The 15,505-nt window shown below is 66.2% G+C and carries 12 protein-coding genes; 6 read left to right on the forward strand and 6 right to left on the reverse strand.

Annotated elements, in window-relative coordinates:
- Positions 1-84: 84 nt before the first annotated feature.
- Together AWC17_RS08510 and AWC17_RS08515 are read left to right on the forward strand one after the other, a co-directional pair.
- The gene (locus AWC17_RS08510) at positions 85-642 is read left to right on the forward strand and encodes a hypothetical protein (protein WP_046182857.1); all 558 of its coding nucleotides are present in this window, start codon (positions 85-87) and stop codon (positions 640-642) included.
- Between the two features lie 117 nt (positions 643-759).
- Positions 760-1,200: a type II toxin-antitoxin system Rv0910 family toxin gene (locus AWC17_RS08515; protein ID WP_046182856.1), complete on the forward strand. Its 441-nt coding sequence runs from the start codon at positions 760-762 to the stop codon at positions 1,198-1,200.
- A 3-nt stretch (positions 1,201-1,203) separates the two neighbouring features.
- Here AWC17_RS08515 and AWC17_RS08520 read toward each other — a convergent pair whose 3' ends face one another.
- The 5 genes from AWC17_RS08520 to malQ all read right to left on the reverse strand — a co-directional run bounded on the left by AWC17_RS08520 (position 1,204) and on the right by malQ (position 7,183).
- Positions 1,204-1,488, reverse strand: a complete 285-nt coding sequence (locus tag AWC17_RS08520; RefSeq protein ID WP_085164507.1) for a hypothetical protein — start codon at positions 1,486-1,488, stop codon at positions 1,204-1,206.
- A gap of 107 nt (positions 1,489-1,595) precedes the next feature.
- Complete coding sequence (locus AWC17_RS08525; protein WP_085164516.1) at positions 1,596-3,338, reverse strand: molybdopterin-dependent oxidoreductase; 1,743 nt, start codon at positions 3,336-3,338, stop codon at positions 1,596-1,598.
- 323 nt (positions 3,339-3,661) lie between these two features.
- Positions 3,662-4,129 carry a nuclear transport factor 2 family protein gene (locus AWC17_RS08530; RefSeq protein ID WP_085164518.1) on the reverse strand — a complete coding sequence of 156 codons (468 nt, stop codon included), beginning with the start codon at positions 4,127-4,129 and terminating at the stop codon, positions 3,662-3,664.
- 5 nt (positions 4,130-4,134) lie between these two features.
- Positions 4,135-5,016 carry an LLM class F420-dependent oxidoreductase gene (locus tag AWC17_RS08535; RefSeq protein WP_046182854.1) on the reverse strand — a complete coding sequence of 294 codons (882 nt, stop codon included), beginning with the start codon at positions 5,014-5,016 and terminating at the stop codon, positions 4,135-4,137.
- A gap of 4 nt (positions 5,017-5,020) precedes the next feature.
- Positions 5,021-7,183, reverse strand: coding sequence for a 4-alpha-glucanotransferase (gene malQ, locus AWC17_RS08540; RefSeq protein ID WP_085164510.1), 2,163 nt, complete (start codon positions 7,181-7,183; stop codon positions 5,021-5,023).
- Between the two features lie 405 nt (positions 7,184-7,588).
- On the opposite strand from malQ, the gene eccB reads away from it, so the two are divergent.
- Positions 7,589-9,106, forward strand: coding sequence for a type VII secretion protein EccB (gene eccB / locus AWC17_RS08545; protein ID WP_046182852.1), 1,518 nt, complete (start codon positions 7,589-7,591; stop codon positions 9,104-9,106).
- A complete protein-coding gene (gene eccCa / locus AWC17_RS08550; RefSeq protein WP_085164512.1) occupies positions 9,103-13,272 on the forward strand; it encodes a type VII secretion protein EccCa in 4,170 nt (1,389 codons plus the stop codon). Before eccB ends, eccCa begins: the two co-directional genes overlap by 4 nt.
- Positions 13,273-13,302: 30 nt before the next feature.
- On the opposite strand, the gene AWC17_RS08555 is transcribed toward eccCa, so the two are convergent.
- Positions 13,303-14,475 carry a cytochrome P450 gene (locus AWC17_RS08555; protein WP_046182850.1) on the reverse strand — a complete coding sequence of 391 codons (1,173 nt, stop codon included), beginning with the start codon at positions 14,473-14,475 and terminating at the stop codon, positions 13,303-13,305.
- Between the two features lie 253 nt (positions 14,476-14,728).
- Here AWC17_RS08555 and AWC17_RS08560 point away from each other — a divergent pair, with 253 nt between their 5' ends.
- Together AWC17_RS08560 and AWC17_RS31985 are read left to right on the forward strand one after the other, a co-directional pair.
- Positions 14,729-14,923: a ferredoxin gene (locus AWC17_RS08560; protein WP_047323051.1), complete on the forward strand. Its 195-nt coding sequence runs from the start codon at positions 14,729-14,731 to the stop codon at positions 14,921-14,923.
- 507 nt (positions 14,924-15,430) lie between these two features.
- A partial coding sequence (locus AWC17_RS31985) for a PPE domain-containing protein (protein ID WP_141224555.1) occupies positions 15,431-15,505 on the forward strand: 75 nt, incomplete at its 3' end.

Genomic DNA, 15,505 nt, shown 5'->3' on the forward strand with positions numbered 1-15,505 from the left:
CCGGGGCGTTGGCAGACGCGGATTTCCTACGACGCGTGCAGATCAGCGAGGGTTCCGGCGGCCGACATGAGACGGTATAGGTCTATGGAGACTCACGATTATGTCACCTACGAAGAGTTTGGACGAAGATTCTTCGAGGTCGCTGTCACCCCCGAGCGTGTCGCCGCCGCATTCGCCGACATCGCCGGCAACGAGTTCGCCATGGAGCCCATCGCGCAGGGGCCCGGCGGGATCGCCAAGGTCAGCGCCAACGTCAAGATCCACGAGCCCAAAGTCACGCGCCGCGTGGGCGACAGCATCACGTTCGTCATACACATCCCCTTGTCGATCGACCTGCTGCTCGACCTTCGGCTTGACAAGCAGCGGTTCGTCGTCTCCGGGGACATCGCGTTGCGGGCCACGGCGCGAGCCGCCGAGCCACTGCTGCTGATCGTCGACGTCGCGAAACCGCGACCCTCCGACATCACCGTCAACGTGTCGTCGAAGTCCTTCCGCGGCGAGGTGTTGCGCATCCTCGCGGGCGTCGATGGCGAGATCCGCCGATTCGTCGCCCAGTACGTCGCCGAGGAGATCGACGCGCCCCAGTCGCAGGCCGCGCAGGTGATCGACGTGGCGCAGCAATTGGAGCAGACCTGGCCCTGAGGCCCACACTGACGCGTAGGCCCGGCCGCACCGGGGTACTCAGTGCACGTTGCGCGCTGGTCGCCTGTGCTGCCGTCTGGGTGCCAACCGCGATCGTCTGGGGAGGAGCGGCAAGACTTGGCACGAGTAGATGTTTCGGTGTCGTCGAAGGTAGACCCGGAGGCCGCCTGGAAGCTGGCGTCCGACTTGAGTCGATTCGATGAGTGGATGACCATTTTCGCCGGGTGGCGAGGACCCGTTCCCGATACGATCGGGGAGGGCACCTGCGTTTCCTCGTGCGTGAAGGTCAAGGGTTTTCGCAACGTCATTCACTGGACGGTCACCCGCTACAACGAACCGAAATCGATTGAGCTGCAAGGTCGCGGTCGCGGTGGGATCCGCCTCGGGGTGGCGATGAGCGTCACGGACAACGATCCCGGGACCGATTTTCACCTCACCGCGGACATCGGGGGCGGATTGCTCAGCGGTCCGATCGGCGGATTGGTCGCCAGGGTGCTCCGCTCCGATGTGAAAAAGTCCGTCAACAACCTCGCCGCCCTGCAATCAGCGTCGCAATAGGCGCTACCGCACCGCGTGGCCGAGTGGTGGCCATTTCCGCTCCGTCTCGCGAATCCGCCTGCGGTCCATGGCAAGCCAGGCCAGGCCGGCCCCGAACGCGAGCAGGGCGACGATCGCGGCGGCAACGCCGGCGCCGGCGTCTCCGAGGGCGAACGTGGCCACACACACCGCGAACGCCAGGGCGGCAGCCCCGACGATGACTAGCCCGGGCGTGCGCTCGAAGTCTCGCGCCGACTCGTCGTGGTGCCGGCGAATGGTCCGATCATGGTCGACAGGGCTGTGCCGCATGGGCGTCTCCTCTGGTCAATTCCGTTCGGCCGCTTCCGTGGTGCTACCCGGATTGCCGTCGGAACAAACGAGGTGAGGCGCCGCCGCCGAGGGGCCAGCGCTACTTTTTACAGCGTCTGGTGCCGCCCGAAGTATTTGTGGTCCTCGCTGTAACCGCCGTAACCGCTCCCGATGTCGCGGTAGTCGGCAACGAACTCGATTCCTTTGATCCACTTGACCAGCTTGAAGCCGTGCTGCAATTCGTTGCGCAGCCGCAGTGGCCGGCCGTGCATGTAGGGGAGGGGTTGGTCGTTCATGTTGTAGGCGAGCATCGTCATGTGATGGTCCATCTGGCCGATGTGATGGGCGTTGTAGTAGATGCCGCCCGTGGCGCCGAGCCCCATCGAATAGAACACCGCCCAGTTGGCTTCCGGCAGTGGTTTGACGATGTCCATGATCGTCTTCATCTGCACGCCACCCCATTTGGCGACGCCCGACCAGGCTTGGATGCAGAAATGCTGGCTGATCTGTTCGTGGTAGGGCAGCGCCATCAAGTCCTCGAGCGAGAACTCCATCGGGTGCTCGACGAGACCGTAGACCTTGAGCCGCCAGTCCTTGAAGTCGTTCTGTTCGAGCTCTTTGTACTCGACGGTTTCCGGCAGGCGGCCGTTGCGCCAGTGGTGCGGCGAGATGTCCTTTTCGGTGAAGGCGCCGGGCTTGGGGTCAAGCTGTTCCAGCATTCGCTGGAACGGGCCGACGAGCGCGTACCCGACGCGCTGAATCACGCGTGGATGGCGAATGGTGAAGGGAGTGGCCCAAACCCACGCGATCGCCGTCAGCACCATGGCCGCGGCGAAAATCCCGAAGCCTACCCAGCTGTTGTCGTCGCGGGAGGCGAACATGTGGTTGAGGTTCCGCAGCGCGCTGGTTGTCAAGACCATCGTGACGTGCACCAGGATGAAGAACAGGAAGTAGACCAGCACCACGAAATGCAGTGATCGCGCGTGTTGAATGCTCAGCCGCTTGCTGAGCCAGTGAACGCGCTGCGACAGCGCCGGTGACATTCCCAGTCCGGTAATCAAAGCCGCGGGCGCGGCGATGAAAACCGTGGTGAAGTAGGACAACAACTGCAGGCCGTTGTAGGCGACCCACCCGTTGTCGGTCGGCCAGTCCAGCGAAAGGTACTGAACGGCGACCGACGCCGCGTTGGGGAAGACGTCCCAGCTGGTCGGCACGATGTGCCGCCACTGTCCGGTGGCGAACAGCAGGACGTAGAAGACCGCCCCGTTGACGAGCCACAGAACGTCTACGCCGAGGTGCCACCACCGGGCCAGTCCGATGGAGTGCCGGAATCCGGGCAGTCCCAATTGCGGTGGCAGGGCTACGGTGTCGGCGTTGGCGGTCCACAGCTCGTCGTCCGGTACCGGCGGGCCGACCCGCAGCCATTCGTCCTTACCCGGAGTGGCGTTGCGGTTGAAGTAGAGCCGGGGATGGTCGCAGAGAATCTGGATCCCCGTCCTGATGATGAACATCATCATGAACAGGTTGAAGAAATGCGTCCAACCGATCCAGGCCGGTAGGCCGGGGGTGACACCGGCGCTGTCCGTTCCGGGGTAACGCTGGATAAACGACTGGATCGCCGGCATGTTGTGTAGGCCTTTGCCAACCGCCACCCCGGCGATCAGCAGGGCAAAGCCGATGGGGATCAGCCAGAGCAGGTTGAACCACCGGTCGCGGCCGATGCGCAGCTTCGGGGCGGTCGCCCGCCGCGTGAGATCGAAGCCGCCACCGTAGGTCTCGACGTCGATGATGTCTTCGGCAGTGTGAATTTCGTTGCGGTAATCCGGGGAGGACTGCAGCGGGCTGCCCACCGCCAGTGTCGATACGTTGCCGTTCGGGTCTGTCCGTGCTCCGGTGGTTCCGGCGGTATTGACGTTCAGGTTCCGATGTTCGGTGTTCGTCACGCGGCCGAAAATACACGGATTGACTTGTATAAATTGGACCCGATCAGGAAGAAATGCGTCGTCTGGGGTCTCGCCGGGACGCACGGCCGCCGACGTCGGTCCTGAGCGGGCAAAATCCACATCGGGCTCCGCCGTGATAACCGCAATTGCCCAACGAACCGCCGTTTTCTGCCGCAGATTCGGTTAATGGATGGCCGCTGTGAGTTTGCGCAGAGTCTTCTGCCAGCTCGCTAGATCGGGTCGTGTCGTCGCACCCGGCGGGCCGAATGGGTCTCAATTGCATTGATGGTCAACGCCCGGCGGCCGATGCGCCAGCGGTCGCTCAGCTCGTACTCGTCGTCGTAGCGCAGATGCCAGACCACATCGACGAGTTCCTCGTCGCGCTGGTCCCAATGGTGCGCGATGCAGGCAACGCGCCCCCGGGCGGTGCCCGGTCGGCTGGCCTCGTCGTAGACCTCGCCGATGATGGCGTGCTCGGTGCGGGTGACCGCCGCGACGGTGGCGACCGCGGCGCTGATGGCGTCTCGGCCGCGATGCGAATGGATCGGCTCCAGCGCCTTGGGCGGTTCGGGCACCGCCAGCACGGCGGTGTCGGTGAATAGCGCTGCGACGGAATCGAATTCACGCTCGTCCACGAGCGCCGCGTACCGGTGCACCAAGTCGCTGAGGGCAGCTCGGTCGTCGGCCGACAGGGTCATCGCGGTCACGCGATCAGCGACAGGCGTTGCGCACACGCTGACAGCATGTCCTTGGCCTGCTCGATATCGGCGGTGGGCGGCATGGCCAACACAAGCCGGTCGGCGCCCTGATCGATCAGGCCGCCCGCGCGGTCGGCGTCGACCTTGTTCACGGCGTGACCCAATGACACTTCCAGGCTCGCCGGATCGCGGCCCGCCGACGACGCCTCGTCGCGCATGAGCGCGATCAAGGACGCCAAGCGGGGCCCCGTCACACCGAGCGGTTGGAAGCCGTCACCGAGTTGTCCCGCGCGCCGCGCGGCCGCAGGGCTGTGTCCACCGATGTGGATCGGAAGACCTTCGCGGGCAACGGGTTTGGGGTAACACATGACGTTGTCGAAGCTGAAGAACTCGCCGTGGTACGAGGCCCCCTGCGGTTGGTCGGCCCACAGCGCCCGCAAGACGGCCAGCTGCTCGTCGGCACGTCTGCCGCGATTCTCGAAATCCGCGCCGCACGCCTCAAGCTCCTCCTTGAGCCATCCCACGCCCACGCACAGCCGCAGCCGTCCGCCCGACAAGGCGTCCACGGTGGCGGCCCGCTTGGCGAGGACCACCGGATGGTGGTTGGGCAGCACCAACACGCCGGTGGCCAGCCCGAGGGTGGTGGTGTGGCCGGCCAGAAAGGCCAGCAGATCGAGCGGGTCGGGGATGGGGCAATCGGCAGCCAGCCCGACGCGTCCGGAGTCGTCATACGGATAGACGCTGTCGTAGCGGGTGACCAGCACGGTGTGCTCGACGACAACGATCGACTCGAACCCGCACCGTTCCAGGTGGCCCGCGAAGGCCGCCATCCACTCGGGATCCGCGGTGACGGCGTCGGCAACCGGCGCCACGACTGAGACCTTCATGGCCTCAGAAGCTAACAGGCGCGCTTTCGACGGCCGCGGGCGCGATTGCACTGCGCACGGCCTCAGCCAGTCGGGCCGCCCGAGCATCGGTGAAAACGTCCTCGAGCAGCACCGGGCGCCCGTCGGGGTCGGTCAGCGGAACCCGCCAGTTGGGGTATTCGTCGGTGGTGCCGGGCTGATTCTGGGTCCGGCGGTCACCCACCGCGTCGGTCAGGGCCACGCCCACCAGTCGCGACGGCGTCCGCCCCAGATACCGGTACAGGGCGAGCACAATCGTTTCCGCGTCGTCTTCCGCATCCTCGAGCAGCCCCACCCGGACCAACTCGGCCATCCAGGCCGCCAACTCGGCCCGGTCGGAGGCGAGCTCGTCCTCGGCCGGGCGGGTCAGCAGTCCCAGGGCTTCGCGCAGCCGCACATGATCGCCCGCCAGATAGCCGGCGGTCGGCGGCAGGTCGTGCGTGGTCACCGAGGACAGGCAGTACTCCCGCCAGCGCTCAGCCGGCAGCGGACCGCCGTTTCCGTCCCGGTCCAACTCGAACCACAGGATCGACGTGCCGAGCAAGCCGCGCAACAGCAGGTAGTCGCGCACCCATGGTTCGACGGTGCCGAGATCCTCGCCGACGACGAGCGCCTCGGCGCGGTGTGCTTCCAGGGCGACGATGCCGATCATCGCCTCGTGGTCGTAACGCACGTAGGTGCCGTTGGTGGCCGCCGCTCCCTCCGGGATCCACCACAGCCGGAACAAGCCGATGATGTGATCGATGCGTACGCCGCCGGCGTGCCGCAGCACCGCACGGATCAACGCCCGAAAGGGCCGATACTCGTCCGCATCCAGCCGATCGGGTCGCCACGGCGGCTGCGACCAGTCCTGGCCGAGTTGATTGAACTCGTCCGGCGGTGCGCCGGCGGTGACGCCCAGCGCCAAGACATCCTGCAGGGCCCACGCGTCGGCGCCGTTGGGGTGCACGCCGACGGCCAGGTCGTGCATCACGCCCAGCGCCATTCCGGCGCGGACCGCCTGCGACTGCGCCGAGGCGAGTTGTTCGTCGAGTTGCCACTGCAGCCATCGATGGAAATCGACTGCACCCGAATGCTTTTCGACGAAATCGGCGACACCGGATGCGCGGGGATGCTGTAGTGACTCCGGCCAGGAATGCCAGTCGTCGCCGTACTTCTCGGCCAGGGCGCACCAGGCGGCGAAGTCGTCGAGCGCGCCGCCCTCACGGGCGCGGAAGGCTTCGTAGGACAATTCGCGGCCCGCCGACCGCGGTACTTCGTGCAGCAGCTTGAGCGCCGCGCGCTTCGCCGCCCACGCGCTGTCGCGGTCGATGGCGTCGAGTCGGTCGGTATGCCGTTGCACTTCCGAACGCAGCCGCCGCACCCGGCTGCGCTTGGGCAGCTCGGCCAGCTCGGGAATCGCCTCGACGTGAAGATAAATCGGGTTGACGAAGCGTCGCGATGTCGGCAGATACGGCGACGGCTCCATGGGGCTCGTCGGTGCGGCTGCATGCAGCGGATTGACCAATAAATAGTCGGCGCCGTGCCGCGACGCCGACCACACCGCCAGGTCCGTCAGATCGGTCAGGTCGCCGACCCCCCATGACTGCGTGGAGCGCACGCTGTAGAGCTGGGCGGCCAGGCCCCAGCCCCGGCGCGCGCCGAGCCGCTCCGGCAGCCCGAGCCAATCCGGCGTCATGATCAGCGCGGTGCTGGTCTCACCGTCGCCGGAACGCAGATGCACCCGGTGATAGCCCAGCGGCAGGTCGGCTGGCAGCACGAAGCTGGCTTCGCCGACCCAGCGCCCGTCCAGGTCGAAGGGCGGGGTGAAGTTGTCGACCTGCTGGATCCCGCCGCGTACGGTGCCGTCCTCGAGCTGCAACCAGACCTCCGCGGGGTCGCCGTGGGTCACGTGCACCCAGAACCGCGTCTGCTCACCGGTGCGACCGACGATGGTCGCCGGCAGCCGGCGCGCCCAATGTGACCGCAGCTTCGCCGTCAGGGCCACGTTGCGCTCCTGCTCGGTGGCGGCCGGCACGCCGAGCGCGGCCAACACGGCCACCAGCGTGGTTGCCGAGACCAGCACCCGCCGCCCGGTCCAGTCCTGGTACTCGGTCGCGATGCCGTACCTCCTGGCAAGTTCGACCAGCGACGGCGCGAGCTCACTCATACCGCTCATCTTGCTGCCAGAATTCGCCGGCCCACCAATCGGGGAGCGGCTTGCGCGCGCGACCGCCCGATTTGCCGGCCGTTCGTTCGCTGAGGGCGCACGCTCAACAGGACGCGTCGGCGATTCGCCATTACGATGCCCTGAGGAGACATGGACAGTCTGGGCGGGGATCGGCGCGGGAACCAGAAAGTGCCAGCTCAACGGCGCCTGGCACGCTGCGCGCGTCGGCATCTCCGGCGAGGTGCGAGCGCCCGGATAGATGTACACGAAGAGATGCAGACGTGAACGCACGGCGCCGCGTGGCGAGGTCGCTACGGGTGACTTACGGTTGTCGATGTAATTCGCGCTGGATCAGTTTTGAGAGACAATATCCAGGCGTTCTAGCAGACCGGATGGTGAATTAACGTGGCGGAAGAGAGTCGCGGGCAACGCGGGTCGGGGTATGGCCTCGGGTTGTCGACGCGGACCCAGGTGACCGGCTACCAGTTCCTCGCTCGCCGCACCGCAATGGCGCTCACCCGGTGGCGCGTCCGCATGGAGGTCGAGCCGGGGCGGCGACAGACGCTGGCCGTGGTCGCATCGGTTTCGGCTGCGCTGGTGATCTGCCTGGGCGCGCTGCTCTACTCGTTCCTCAGCCCCGCGGGCCAGGTCGGGGATTCGCCGATCATTGCCGACCGCGACTCCGGCGCACTCTATGTCCGCGTCGGTGACAAGTTGTACCCGGCGCTGAACCTGGCGTCGGCGCGCCTGATCACCGGCCGGCCGGACAACCCGCACCTGGTCAAGTCGAACCAGATCGCCAACCTGCCGCGCGGCCCGATGGTGGGCATCCCGGGGGCGCCGTCGAACTTCCACCCCGCGAGCCCGTCCACGTCGTCGTGGCTGGTGTGCGACACCGTCGCCACCTCGACCGGTGTCAGTGCGCCGTCCGGGGTGACGGTTACCGTGATCGACGGAAACCCCGACCTCAGCAACCACCGGCGCGTGCTGACCGGGTCGGATGCCGTGGTGCTGAGCTACGGCGGCGACGCGTGGGTGATCCGAGAGGGACGCCGGTCACGAATCGACGGGACCAACCGATCCGTGCTGTTGCCGTTGGGCCTGACGCCGGAGCAGGTCGGCCAGGCCAAGCCCATGAGCCGCGCCCTGTTCGACGCGTTGCCGGTAGGCCCGGAACTGACCGTGCCGCAGGTGCAGAACGCGGGCGCCGGCGCGTCGTTCCCGAACGCCCCCGGCCCGATCGGCACGGTGATCGTCACGCCGCAAATCAGTGGGCCGCAACAGTATTCGCTGGTGCTGGCCGACGGCGTGCAGACGCTGCCGCCGCTGGTGGCCCAGATTCTGCAGAACGCCGGGCCGGGCAACACCAAACCGGTGACTGTGGAACCGTCCGCCCTGGCAAAGATGCCCGTGGTCAACAAGCTGGACCTGTCCTCCTACCCGGACGCCCCGCTCAACGTCGCTGACATCCGCGAGAACCCGGCGACCTGCTGGTGGTGGCAGAAGACCTCCGGTGAAAACCGGGCCCGCATCCAGGTGGTGTCCGGCGCGACCATTCCAGTCGCGGCCAAGGACGAGAACAAGGTGGTCTCGCTGGTCAAGGCCGACACCACTGGTCGCGAAGCCGACCAGGTCTACTTCGGGCCCGACTACGGAAACTTCGTGGCCGTCACCGGCAACGACCCCGGCGCCAAGACGACGGAATCGCTGTGGTGGCTGACGGATGCGGGCGCCCGGTTCGGGGTCGACGACACCCGCGAGGTGCGTGAGGCGCTGGGCCTGAAGACGAAACCGAGCCTGGCGCCGTGGGTGGCGCTGCGCCTGCTCCCGCAAGGCCCGACCTTGTCGCGGGCGGACGCGCTCGTGGAGCACGACACCCTACCGATGGATATGTCCCCAGCAGAATTGGTGGTGCCAAAGTGAAACGCGGGTTTGCGCGGCCGACACCGGAGAAGCCTCCGGCCATCAAGCCGGAGAACATCGTCCTTCCGACGCCCCTGAGCATTCCGCCGCCGGAGGGCAAGCCCTGGTGGCTGATCGTGGTCGGCGTCGTCGTGGTCGGCCTGCTGATCGGCATGGTCGCCATGACGTTCGCCAGCGGCTCACACGTGTTCGGCGGCGCCGGCTCGATCTTCCCGATCTTCATGATCGGTGGCGTCGCGATGATGATGTTCGGCGGCCGGTTCGGCGGGCAGCAGCAGATGAGCCGGCCCAAGCTGGACGCGATGCGCGCCCAGTTCATGCTGATGCTGGACATGCTGCGCGAGACCGCCCACGAGTCGGCCGACAGCATGGACGCCAACTACCGGTGGTTCCACCCGGCGCCCACCACGCTCGCCGCCGCGGTGGGAACGTCGCGGATGTGGGAACGCAAGCCCGACGGCAAGGACCTCAACTTCGGTGTGGTGCGAGTTGGCGTCGGCATGACGCGCCCCGAGGTGACCTGGGGTGAGCCCCAGAACATGCCGACCGACATCGAGCTGGAGCCGGTGACGGGTAAGGCGCTGCAGGAATTCGGGCGCTACCAAAGCGTGGTCTACAACCTGCCCAAGATGATCTCGCTGCTCGTCGAACCCTGGTACACGCTCGACGGCGAGCGGGAGCAGGTCCTGGGACTGATGCGGGCGATCATCTGCCAGCTGGCGTTCTCGCATGGCCCCGATCACGTGCAGATGGTTGTCGTCACTTTGGATCTGGACGAGTGGGACTGGGTGAAGTGGCTGCCGCACTTCGGTGACCCGCGGCGCCAGGACGCCGCGGGCAACGCGCGGATGGTCTACAGCTCGGTGCGCGAGTTCGCCGCCGAGCAGGCCGAATTGTTCGCGGGCCGTGGTTCTTTCACACCCCGGCACGCCAGTTCGTCGGCGCAAACTCCGACGCCCCACACCGTGATCGTGGCCGATGTCGTCGACCCCCAGTGGGAGTACGTGATCAGCTCCGAAGGCGTCGATGGGGTGACGTTCTTCGACCTGACCAGCGCCTCGATGTGGACATCGGTCCCGGAGCGCACCTTGCGGTTCGACGACAAGGGCGTGATCGAGGCGCTGCCCCGCGACCGCGACACCTGGATGGTGATCGATGAGAAGCCGTGGTTCTTCGCCCTGACCGACCACATCAGCATCGCCGAGGCGGAGGAATTCGCCCAGGCGCTCGCGCGCTGGCGGCTCGCCGAGGCCTACGAAGAGATCGGTCAACGGGTGGCCCACATCGGCGCCCGAGACATCATGGCCTACTACGGAATCGACGACCCGGGCCGCATCGACTTCGAGTCGCTGTGGGGCAGCCGAAACGACTCGATGGGCCGGTCGCGGTTGCGGGCACCGTTCGGTGTTCGTTCCGACAACGGCGAGCTGCTGTTCTTGGATATGAAGTCGCTGGACGAGGGCGGTGACGGCCCGCACGGCGTCATGTCCGGAACGACGGGTTCGGGTAAATCGACCCTGGTGCGGACCGTGATCGAATCGCTGATGCTCAGCCACCCGCCAGAGGAGCTGCAGTTCGTGTTGGCGGACCTCAAGGGTGGGTCGGCGGTCAAGCCGTTCGCCGGGGTTCCGCACGTGTCGCGGATCATCACCGACCTGGAAGAGGACCAGGCGCTGATGGAGCGCTTCCTGGACGCCCTATGGGGCGAGATCGCCCGGCGCAAGGCGATCTGCGACAGCGCCGGTGTCGACGACGCCAAGGAGTACAACTCGGTCCGCCTCCGGATGCGGGCCCGCGGCCAGGACATGGCGCCGCTGCCGATGCTCGTGGTGGTCATCGACGAGTTCTACGAATGGTTTCGCATCATGCCGACGGCGGTCGACGTGCTCGACTCGATCGGCCGGCAGGGCCGCGCCTACTGGATCCACCTGATGATGGCGTCGCAGACGATCGAGAGCCGCGCCGAAAAGCTCATGGAGAACATGGGTTACCGGCTGGTGCTGAAAGCGCGTACCGCTGGTGCGGCGCAGGCGGCCGGCGTGCCGAACGCCGTGAACCTGCCGGCACAGGCGGGTCTGGGCTACTTCCGTCGCAGCCTGGAGGACATCGTCCGGTTCCAGGCCGAGTTCCTGTGGCGGGACTACTTCCCCCGCGGGCTCACCGATGACGGCGAGGAAGCGCCTGCGTTGGTGCACAGCATCGATTACGTTCGCCCGCAACTGTTTACCAACTCGTTCACCCCGCTCGAGGTCAGCGTGGGCGGACCGGACCTCACCCCGGCCGCCCTCACCAACGGCGAGACGCTCGAAGCCGACGGCGCAGCACGCGACGACGACGACATCGAGGGCATCAGGGTTCCGAAGGTCGGCACAGTCATCATCGATCAGCTGCGCAAGATCGACTTCGAGCCGTACCGGTTGTGGCAGCCGCCGCTGAACAAGCCCGTCCCCATCGACGAATTGGTCGACCGGTTCCTCGGCCACCCGTGGCAGGAGAACTACGGCACGGCACGCGATCTGGTCTTCCCGATCGGGATCATCGACCGTCCGTTCAAGCACGACCAGCCGCCGTGGACGGTCGACACCTCTGGGCCGGGCGCCAACGTCTTGATCCTCGGTGCCGGCGGTTCGGGCAAGACGACGGCCCTGCAGACCCTGATCTGCTCGGCCGCGTTGACCCACACTCCCGAGCAGGTCCAGTTCTACTGCCTGGCCTACAGCAGCACCGCGTTGACCACGGTCGCCCGGCTGCCGCACGTGGGTGAGGTGGCCGGTCCGACCGACCCGTACGGCGTGCGCCGAACGGTGGCCGAACTGCTGGCCTTGGTCCGCGAGCGCAAGCGCACCTTCCTCGAGTACGGGATCGCCTCGATGGAGGTCTTCCGGCGCCGCAAGTTCGGCGGCGAGCCGGGCCCCGTCCCCAACGACGGGTTCGGCGACGTCTACCTGGTGGTGGACAACTACCGGGCGCTGGCCGAAGAGAACGAGGTGCTGATCGAGCAGGTGAACCTGATCATCAACCAGGGTCCCTCGTTCGGGGTCCACGTGGTGGTCACCGCCGATCGCGAATCGGAGCTGCGGCCACCGGTGCGCAGCGGTTTCGGCTCCCGGGTCGAGTTGCGACTGGCCGCCGTGGAAGACGCCAAGCTGGTGCGTTCCCGGTTCGCCAAGGACGTTCCGGTCAAGCCGGGCCGCGGCATGGTCGCGGTCAACTACGTCCGGCTCGACTCCGACCCGCAGGCCGGTCTGCACACGTTGGTGGCTCGGCCCGCGCTGGCCACCACACCTGACTACGTGTTCGAGTCCGACAGCATCATCGACGCGGTCAGTCGCCTCACGAGCGGTCAGGCCCCGCCCGTGCGCCGGCTCCCCGCGCGGTTCGACCTGGAGCAGCTGCGCGAGCTGGCCGCACAAGACACCCGCCAAGGGGTCGGTGCGGGCGGAATCGCTTGGGCCATCTCCGAATTGGATCTGTCGCCGGTCTATCTCAATTTCGCCGAGAACGCGCACCTCATGGTGACGGGCCGACGCGAATGTGGGCGTACCACCACGCTGGCCACCATCATGTCCGAAATCGGCCGCCTGTATGCGCCCGGTGCCAGCAGCGCACCCACGCCGCCGGCCGGCCAGCCGTCGGCACAGGTGTGGCTGGTGGACCCACGACGTCAGTTGCTGACCACACTGGGTTCGGACTACGTCGAGAAGTTCGCGTACAACCTCGACGGCGTCCAGGCGATGATGGGCGAGCTGGCGGCGGTCCTGGCCGGACGCGAACCGCCGCCCGGTCTGTCCGCGGAGGAGTTGTTGTCGCGGTCGTGGTGGAGCGGCCCGGAGATCTTCCTGATCGTCGACGACATCCAGCAGCTGCCGGCAGGGTTCGATTCGCCGCTGCACAAGGCCGCCCCCTGGGTGACCAGGGCCGCCGATGTCGGATTGCACGTGCTCGTCACGCGCACCTTCGGCGGCTGGTCTTCGGCGGGCAGCGACCCGATGCTGCGGGCGCTGGCCCAGGCGAACGCGCCATTGCTGGTGATGGACGCCGACCCCGACGAGGGCTTCATCCGCGGCAAGATGAAGGGTGGCCCGCTGCCCCGTGGTCGAGGCCTGCTGATGGCCGAGGACACCGGTGTGTTCGTACAGGTCGCGGCGACGGACTTGCGCAAGTAATACGCATACGCTGCGCTGGGGTTGGCTGGATCAGCCCCAGCGCAGCGGCAATTCTTTGAGCGCGAAACTCTTTGAGGGGTAGTTGATCGCGGGGACATAGTCCGCGGGCACCTCGAAGTCGGGAATCTGCCTGAGCCATTCGCCGACGACTACCGTCAGTTCGATCCGGGCCAGATGAGACCCGAGGCAGCGGTGCGGTCCGCCGCCAAAACCCCAGTGCCGGTGGACCTTTCCGTCCATGACCAGTTCGTTGACGGACGTGGCATCGCTGTCGTCGCGGTTGACCGCGGCCATGCACAACCGCACCGATGTGCCCGGTGGCAACGTCATCCCGCCAACGTCGACGAATTGGGTAGTGATCCGGGGCGCCACCGGTGCCGATGGCTCCAGCCGGACGATTTCCTCGATGAAAACCCGGATCTGCCTTGGGTTGTCGCGAAGCAACTCGCGCAGCTGTGGTCGGCGCGCCAATTCGAATAGGCAGAATCCGATCGCCGCCGTCACCGTATCCAGACCCGCCAGGATCAGCAGGTGGCTCATGCCCAGCAGTTCCAGATCGCTGAAGTCACCGTCACTGGCCATGACCTGCGACAGCATGTCGGACCCGGGGCTTTGCCGGCGTTGCTGGATCGCGTCGGCCAGATACGCCAGCAGCTGCTCACTCTTCTCAATGTCGGCCTGGGTGATGTAGGGCTTGTCGCTGACGACGGCGTCCTTCAAATCGATCAGGCGATCGCGATCCTGGAGCGGCAGGCCGTAAAGGTCCATGAAGACCTGAAAGGGGTACAGGTGCGCGAAATCTGCCATCACTTCGCACTTGCCTTGGCCGGCCAGGGCAGCAATCATCTCGACGGCGTGCCGCTCCAGCACCGGGCGGGACCTGCTCAGACCGAGAGGGCTGAAGAAGGGCTGCAGCACCTTCCGGTAGCGGGTGTGCTGAGGAGGATCAAAGGCCAGCGGCAGCACCGGCAATGGGTGGCCGGGAGGCTGAAGGATCGCCGACGAGAACACCTTGGGATTGCGCAGCGCGGCCAGCACATCCTCACGGCGCGTGATGTAGTAGTGGCCGTTCATGAACACCACCGGCCCCGCATCGCGCAGCGTCTTCCACCCGACGCCTCGGTCCACGGCCATCGGCAACTTCTCGAAATCGAGCCGCGGTAGGTGGAACGCGCCTTGCTGGCCTTGGCCAGGAGTGCTCATGGGCTCTCCGCTTGTCTGTCTTTTCTTACAACCGCTGCGGCGGGGACTTCGTCGGCACCGATTTCTCGCTTGGACCCCAATATCGCATGTGTCGCAAAGGGACACGAATCCGACCGCTGGCCCATCGTGGGCTCTGCAGCGGCCGGCCTCATCCGTCGACGATCTTCTACACTTTAGCGAGCGACTAATCTCCGTCTCGATTCGTTCAGTGCGATCTTGCTATTTCTGCGGAGCCGGGTAGGGAGGAAACCTGATGAGGGTTCGTCTCGAACAATCCAAATGCGTGGGCCATGCCCAGTGTTACGCCGTCGATCCGGTCCTGTTCCCGATAGACGACTCGGGCTATTCGATTCTCGAAGCGCATGAGGTGAGGCCCGAGGATGAACAGTTGACTCGCGACGGTGTGGCTTCCTGCCCGGAAATGGCGTTGATTCTCGAGGAAGACTGACTCGGCCCAACGCTCCACGGGGACTGACGAACTGGAAGTTCAAACCGGTTTGCAGGCAAACCCCGGATGAACAATCGGTTGCCGGAAATGAACGGCAGTCGACGGGGAGTGAACAGTGGCTGGCCGGGAATGAACAGTTGGCGTCGCGTATCGGCGTGCCCCCGCTAACGAACTAATCTCATGGGCGAGCGACAGTTCGGACAGACCGTGGACTGTCGCTCGGTTGCTGACAGCAGGGGATCAATCGAGGCTAAAGGTGCACGTTGTTCTTGACCGGACGTCCAAGAAGCGTGGTGCAAGACCACATTTGGGCTTCGGGTACGGGATCGGCAGGATGCGCCGGCCAGCCCGCCGACTGGGGTGGCAGACCGAGAGGTCTGAGTCGGTGATTCCGGGCGGTCAGCAAGCCACGGGTGGCGATTGCTTACGAAGCCGTGACCACGGCCACCACTGATTCCGATGCGACTGCCGCGATCGCCAGCGATCGTGGCCAACTGAGGAGAACAGGTGTTTGACTTCGGGGCGTTACCGCCGGAGGTGAATTCCGGTCGGATGTATGCGGGTCCGGGTTCGGGGCCGCGG

Origin of the sequence: Mycobacterium nebraskense (assembly GCF_002102255.1) — a bacterium.
Classification (GTDB): domain Bacteria; phylum Actinomycetota; class Actinomycetes; order Mycobacteriales; family Mycobacteriaceae; genus Mycobacterium; species Mycobacterium nebraskense.

Bases quoted from the DNA above. Each gene is read 5' to 3' on its own strand.
- AWC17_RS08560 (WP_047323051.1), top strand. From the start codon at position 14,729: ATGAGGGTTCGTCTCGAACAATCCAAATGCGTGGGCCATGCCCAGTGT.
- AWC17_RS08510 (WP_046182857.1), top strand. From the start codon at position 85: ATGGAGACTCACGATTATGTCACCTACGAAGAGTTTGGACGAAGATTC.
- AWC17_RS08530 (WP_085164518.1), bottom strand. From the start codon at position 4,129: ATGACCCTGTCGGCCGACGACCGAGCTGCCCTCAGCGACTTGGTGCAC.
- malQ (WP_085164510.1), bottom strand. From the start codon at position 7,183: ATGAGTGAGCTCGCGCCGTCGCTGGTCGAACTTGCCAGGAGGTACGGC.
- AWC17_RS08555 (WP_046182850.1), bottom strand. From the start codon at position 14,475: ATGAGCACTCCTGGCCAAGGCCAGCAAGGCGCGTTCCACCTACCGCGG.
- AWC17_RS08535 (WP_046182854.1), bottom strand. From the start codon at position 5,016: ATGAAGGTCTCAGTCGTGGCGCCGGTTGCCGACGCCGTCACCGCGGAT.
- AWC17_RS08520 (WP_085164507.1), bottom strand. From the start codon at position 1,488: ATGCGGCACAGCCCTGTCGACCATGATCGGACCATTCGCCGGCACCAC.